Annotated in this window: 7 protein-coding genes and 1 pseudogene; 2 read left to right on the forward strand and 6 right to left on the reverse strand. The window is 66.2% G+C overall.

The genetic code is table 11. The features are described from left to right. Window positions 1-69: 69 nt before the first annotated feature. Entirely contained in the window at window positions 70-513 is a 444-nt protein-coding gene (locus C457_RS09385) for an Rrf2 family transcriptional regulator (RefSeq protein ID WP_008094016.1), read from the forward strand. Between the two features lie 11 nt (window positions 514-524). Here the strand turns inward: C457_RS09385 and C457_RS09390 are convergent, their stop codons facing one another. The 3 genes from C457_RS09390 to C457_RS09400 form a co-directional block, all read right to left on the reverse strand. After that, the gene (locus tag C457_RS09390; RefSeq protein ID WP_008094018.1) at window positions 525-893 is read right to left on the reverse strand and encodes a winged helix-turn-helix transcriptional regulator; all 369 of its coding nucleotides are present in this window, start codon (window positions 891-893) and stop codon (window positions 525-527) included. 113 nt (window positions 894-1006) lie between these two features. Further along, entirely contained in the window at window positions 1007-1363 is a 357-nt protein-coding gene (locus tag C457_RS09395) for a hypothetical protein (protein WP_008094020.1), read from the reverse strand. Between the two features lie 115 nt (window positions 1364-1478). Next, on the reverse strand, window positions 1479-2228 hold the full coding sequence (locus C457_RS09400; protein WP_008094022.1) for a DICT sensory domain-containing protein: 750 nt from the start codon (window positions 2226-2228) through the stop codon (window positions 1479-1481). A gap of 162 nt (window positions 2229-2390) precedes the next feature. Between C457_RS09400 and C457_RS09405 the strand changes: the two genes are divergently transcribed. Next, window positions 2391-2624, forward strand: coding sequence for a hypothetical protein (locus C457_RS09405; RefSeq protein ID WP_008094023.1), 234 nt, complete (start codon window positions 2391-2393; stop codon window positions 2622-2624). A gap of 60 nt (window positions 2625-2684) precedes the next feature. On the opposite strand, the gene C457_RS09410 is transcribed toward C457_RS09405, so the two are convergent. The 3 genes and pseudogenes from C457_RS09410 to C457_RS09420 all read right to left on the reverse strand — a co-directional run. Then, window positions 2685-3245 (reverse strand): helix-turn-helix domain-containing protein, encoded by a 561-nt coding sequence (locus tag C457_RS09410; protein WP_008094024.1) that lies wholly within the window; start codon window positions 3243-3245, stop codon window positions 2685-2687. 191 nt (window positions 3246-3436) lie between these two features. After that, window positions 3437-5254 carry a glutamine--fructose-6-phosphate transaminase (isomerizing) gene (gene glmS, locus C457_RS09415; protein WP_008094025.1) on the reverse strand — a complete coding sequence of 606 codons (1818 nt, stop codon included), beginning with the start codon at window positions 5252-5254 and terminating at the stop codon, window positions 3437-3439. Then, window positions 5254-5976 (reverse strand): annotated as a pseudogene (locus C457_RS09420) (sugar phosphate nucleotidyltransferase); the annotation flags it as partial. The pseudogene C457_RS09420 and the gene glmS, both read right to left, overlap by 1 nt. Between the last annotated feature and the right edge of the window lie 24 nt (window positions 5977-6000).

Genomic DNA, 6000 nt, shown 5'->3' on the forward strand with positions numbered 1-6000 from the left:
CGCTGAGAATCCGGCGAAATCGGCGCATCACCGTGAAATCTAAAATGCCCGTAGCTCCAAAGAACGTGTATGTCGAACAGCAGCCGATTCGTCGTCGCGACGCACGTGCTGACTAACTTGGCGGTGCGGAGCGACGAGCGGCTGTCTTCCGACCGTCTCGCGTGGAGCGTCAACACGAACCCGGTGGTCATCCGTCAGCTTCTGTGTTCGCTCCGGGAGGCGGACCTCGTCGATTCCAAGCGCGGCCCGACCGGCGGTTTCACGCTGGCCCGCGAGCCGGACACCATCACGCTTCGCGACATCTACGAGGCGGTGGAGGACGCCGAGCCGTTCTGTTTCCACACGAACGAACCGAACGACGAGTGCACCGTCGGCGAACACATCCAGCCGGTCCTCGGCGAACTGCTCGAGCCGGCGATTCAGGCGATGCTCGACGAACTCGACTCGGTCACCATCGCGGAGGTCCACGAGGCGATTTTCGAGACGGCGGACGGCGACCCGCTCGAAGTGTAGTGTAGCGCCGCTCAGACCGTCGACTGGACCGTCTCGGCTTCGGCCGACTCTTCGTGCTCGGCGTCGAGCCACTCGGTGGCCCACTCCTGTATCTCGTCGAACACCGGACACAGCGAGACGCCCTTGTCGGTCAGCGAGTAGTACGTCGCGACCGGCGCGTCCTCTTCCATCCGGCGGTCGACGAAGCCGTGTTCCTGCAGGTCGTCGAGGACGCGAGAGAGCGTCCGCGAACTCGCGCCGGTCGAGCGCTTCAGTTCGTTGAACCGCTTTTCACCGTCTTGGAGGTCGTGGAGGACGATGAGACGCCACTGCGACCCGATTTGCTTCAGCGAGTCGATGATGGGGCAGGGGGCGTCGTCGAGGTTCATATCCGTGGCCATACACTCACCTCGGTTCCGACCCTCTTTAGCGGTTCGGTTAGTTTACCTGCTTTCGAAACGTTACCTGATTCGCCTCCGGGCCGGTTGACCAGTTGACCGGCCGACCGGCCCGCTCAGGCGAGCAGCCGTGAGAGGAGGAGAAACACGCGCTTGAGGTTCTTCGAGAGACTCGACTGGTTCTCCGAGTAGAGCATCACGTCGTCGTCCAGTCCGTGAATCTGCAGGCACCGCCCCCGGTCGGACAGGTCTTTCAGTTCGATTCCCCGGACCGTGTCGAGGGGGATAACGAGATAGCGGTACTCTTCGTCTTGGATGTCGGCGTTACAGTGGTCGCCGTAGACGTGGATGCTCCGCTCCGTGACCGCGAGTTCGTAGCCGATATAGCTCATCCCGGCGATTTCGGCCCCGGCGCGGCCGCCTTTGACCTTGCCTTTCAGATTCGAGGCGTCGAGGAGGATTCCGTCAACCATACCGTCCGGTTCCGGGCGGGCGTTCGTAAGTATTCGCGCCCAGTTCTCCGAATTGATTCTGTGTACGGGCGCAAAGAATCGAACCCGAGTCAACGGCTTGACTTCGGTCGAACGGTCATCTGACGACGGACGCGCCGTCGCCGGAGCCATCGGATTCGATAATCGAGTACGACGAGACGAGGTGGTTGATGATGTAATCCACCGTCGAGGGGTCGTAGGTCCAGAAGCCGGTGAAGCCGAACCCCGGTTCGGTCTCCTCGGCGACGAGCGCGCACTTGTAGTCGCCGACGCCGTTGCCGTCGTAGGCGACGAACCAGGAGTGCCGAATCTCGTCGGAGCGCGCGAGGTGGAGTTGGAACTGGTCGGCCTGCGGGACCTCGCCGTTCGGGTAGATGTACGCGTGGACCGAGAGGTCGTCGCGGTCGCCGAGACGGCGGTACGTTTCGAGTTGCGGCCGGAGGTTCCCGCCGGACTGGAAGCCGGAGTGGAGTTCGCCCGCGCCGACGCGCCACGCGCGGTCCTCGATTTCGCGGGTGGCGTTGAACATCTTCCGGCGGTCGTAGGAGGTAAACAGCGTCTCGTCGAGGTGGTCGAGAACCTGCGCGTACGAGTCGCGTTCGAACCCCGGTTCGACGTCCTCGGGGCGCGCGAGCAGGTCGTCGACCGAGACCGCCGTGTGGAACTTGTCGCCGGTACCCAGCACCGCGTAGTTCGAAGGGCCCTCGTCGGAACTCGCAGACTCCACCGAGACGTTTCGATCCGCAAAGTGCTCGGCGAGTCGCTCGACGACGCCGGGGGTCGGATTGAACACCGTCAGTGTTCGCTCCGAGGCGGCGACGCCGGAGATGAGTTCGCTGAGAGACATTACCGGGGAAACGCTACACCAGGGTATTATTCTTTGCAATAATGTGGTATGTGAATCGGAGCGGTGCCAGGACCCGAACGCCACCGGTCCCCCGGTGAGTAAGGAGTCGCTACCGGGGGCCCGCGGATTCCTAACTAACCAGTTTCGGGGTGTATATTCGGTATGATTTCCGACGCCCCTCACACCCGCCCGTCCGCGGAAGTCGACGACGAAACCGGGACGGACGCCAGTTCGTGGTTCACCGCCGAGGTGCCCGATATCGTCGCCGGGCTCGAATCCTCGCAGTCCATCGGACCACTCACCGCCGCGGCCGCCCGCGAACTCATCGCGGTCGGACGCGCGAGAGACGCGCTCGCGCTCGTTCTCGGCGAAGTCGACGGGTCGTGGCGGCGGTAAGACGGCGAGAGCCCGCGAGAAGGCGACGCGGCGAACGAACCGGAATCGGCGGTCGGCGGACTACTCCTCACGCGAATTCGTGTCTCTGACGTACAGTTCCACCAGCGAATCGAGCAGGTGCGGCGCCAGTCGGAACCGAACGTCCACGCTGTTTTGCTCGCGGTCGTACGTGAGCTGTTGGACGTCTATCGCGGCCAGAAGCGTGCGCATCGCGTCGACGACGTAGTTGCTCGACCCCGCCTCGACGCGGAGGCTGTCGCCGAGGTGAATCGAGAGGCCGTCGACGACCGTCTCGTAGCACGTCTTGCTCGGCGCGTTGACTCGCTGGGTGCGTTCGACCAGACCGAGACTCGAAAGCGTCTCGAGCCGACGGTAGATGGTCGATTCGGAGACCTCGCAGTTCTCCGCGAGCTCCTCCGCGGTCATCGGCTCGTGGTTGCACGCTAACAGCACGTCCCGCGAGACGTCGTCCCCGAGCGCGTCGAGGAGGTCGTCGTCGGACGACTCGGGGGGAATGTCGGTCTCGTCCGCCGCCGCGGAGGCGTCGCTCTCGTCGGTCAGCGGGCCCGGTGGCTCGTCTGCGGCCGAAAGAACGTCGTCCACGAGGTCGTGTCGGGTCATCGCGTACTACCTGACGTGGGCAGGTAATATGTAATCGGTGCCTACAGTCGAGATAATATTCACTTATCACCGAACGTTCGCGAACACCTGAAAATAGCGGGTCGGACGCCGAAATCGAGCGTCGACGGCGGATTAATGAGATCGAAACTCGGAAAGTTGGCGGCGCTACCCGCCGCGGCCGCACGACTTGCTCACTCGACGGTGACGCACTTGGCGAGGTTACGCGGCTTGTCGATGGGCCGTTCGAGCAGGTCAGCCGCGTGGTACGCGACGAGTTGGAGTTGGACGTTGGCGAGGACGCCGGCGATGTCGGGGTGCGTGTCTGGAATCCGGAGCACGTGGTCGGCGAACTCGGTCACCTCACCCGACCGGTCGCTCGTGATGGCGATGACGGGCGCGCCGCGGGCCTGGACCTCCTTGACGTTGCTCAGCGTCGCCTCGTCGTCGTGGCCGGTGAAGATGGCGAACACCGGCGACAGCGGCGTGACGAGCGCCAGCGGCCCGTGTTTGAGTTCCGAGGCGGCGAATCCCTCGGCGTGTTCGTAGGATATCTCCTTGAACTTCAGCGCGCCTTCGAGGGCGACGGGGTGGGCGACCCCGCGGCCGATGAAGAAGTACGCGTCGCTGCCCTCGTACTCGATGGCAATCTCGCGGGCCATCGAGGTGTCGAGCACCTCCTGAACGTCTCCCGGGAGCCGCGACAGCGCCTCCATCAGGTCGCGCGCGGCCGGCGACTTCGCACCGGTCACGTCCTCGACGATGCGCTCCGTGAGGAGCGTCAGCGCCGTCACCTGCGACGAGAACGTCTTGGTGGCCGCGACGCCGATTTCGGGACCCGCGCGGATGAGCAGTTCGTCGTCGCACTCGCGGGTTATCGACGAGCCGACGACGTTCGTGACCGCGAGGGTCCGCGCGCCGGCGGCGCGGGCGCGGCGCACGGCGTCGAGGGTATCGGCGGTCTCACCGGACTGGCTGACCGCGACGACGAGCGTGTCGGGCGTCACCGGCGGCTTGATGACCGAGTACTCGCCCGCCATGAACGCGTACGCGGGGATGCCGCGGGAGTTGAGGAGCGACGCCGCGTACATTCCGGCGTGGTGCGAGGTGCCCATCGCGAGGAGGTGGACCTGCTTCACGTCGGCGAACGACTCCGGCGGGAACTCCTCGAGTTCGACGCCGCCGGCGTGGGTGTTCAGGCGGCCCTGTGTGGTCCGCCGGAGCGCGCCGGGCTGCTCGTGAATCTCCTTGTACATGTAGTGCTCGTAACCGCCCTTCGTCGCCGTCTCGGGGTCCCACTCGACGTGTTCGACGGGGCGGTCGACCGCGCGGCCGGCCGAGTCCGTGATTTCGTAGCCGTCCGCGCGGGTGACGACGAAGTCGCCGTCGTGGAGGTAGACGACGCGCGCCGTGTGCTGGATGAACGCGGGCACGTCGCTGGCGAGGTAGTACTCGCCGTCGCCGACGCCGAGGACCAGCGGCGACCCGGAGCGGGTCGCGAAGATGGCCTCCTCGTCGCCGATGATGGCCGCGATGGCGTAGCTACCCGAGAGGCTGCCGACCGCGGCGCGGAACGCCTCCTCGGGAGTCGCGCCGTCGCGGAGGTTCTCCTCGATGAGGTGCGGGATGACCTCGGTGTCGGTCTCGCTGCTGAAGACGTGGCCGCGGGACTCGAGGTCGCTACGGAGCGACTGGAAGTTCGAGATGATACCGTTGTGGACGACGGCGATGCGGCCCGACTCGTCCGTGTGCGGGTGAGCGTTGCCGTCGGTGACGCCACCGTGGGTCGCCCAGCGGGTGTGGCCGATGCCGTAGTCGCCGGCGATTGGGTTCTGCTCGACGGCCGCGACGAGCTCGGAGACCTCGCCGACGCGTTTCGTCAGCGAGATGCCCGAGCCGTTTTTCACGGCGATGCCGGCCGAGTCGTAGCCGCGGTACTCCAGCCGCTGGAGCCCGTCGACGAGCGAGTCCACGGAGTTGTCCGCGCCGATGCAGGCGGTGATTCCGCACATCAGTGAGTCACCTCCACGCGCTCGCGAACGTCGCCGTGTAAGACCGTTCCGGGGCCGACGACGGCCTCCGCGCCGACGCGACTGCCCGCCGTGAGCGTCACGTTCGCGCCGACCTCGGCGCGGTCGCCGATGATGCTGCCGAGACGGCGGTCGGTGTAGAGCCGGCCTTCGAGGATGACGTCCGCCCGGCCGCCGGGCGAGACGACGCCGTCGCCGACGGTCGCCCCGGTGCCGACGACGGAGTCGCGGAGGACGACGCCCGCGCCGACCCGCGCGTCGGTCGAGAGGATGGAGCGCTCGATGACGCTGTTCGCGCCGACCGACACGTTGTCTTGGAGGCACGAGCCGGCGCTGATGACCGCGCCCGGCCCCACGTCGCAGTCCTCGCCGATGACGACGTGGTCGCCGAGGAGCGCGCGCTCGTGGACCCGCGCCGACCCGGCGACGGCGGAGTCGTGTCTGCGCGCGAGGAGCGTCTCCGTCACGGAGAGGAGCCCCCACGGGTGCGAGGGGTCGAGCCAGCCGCCGTTGACGAGGACGGACGTGACGTGCCCGTCGAGGTAGTGAATCACGTCGGGGAGTCGCGTCTCGCCGTCGTGCGGCGGGATGCGCCGGAGCGCCTCGAAGACGGCGTCGTCGAAGACGTAAACGCCCGCGTTGACGAGGTAGCCCTCGCTGTCGACGGCGTGTTCGTCGATGTCGGCGATACGGCCGTTGTCCTCTGTCTCTTATACACATCTCTGAGC

It is taken from the genome of Haloferax prahovense DSM 18310, assembly GCF_000336815.1.
GTDB lineage: Archaea > Halobacteriota > Halobacteria > Halobacteriales > Haloferacaceae > Haloferax > Haloferax prahovense.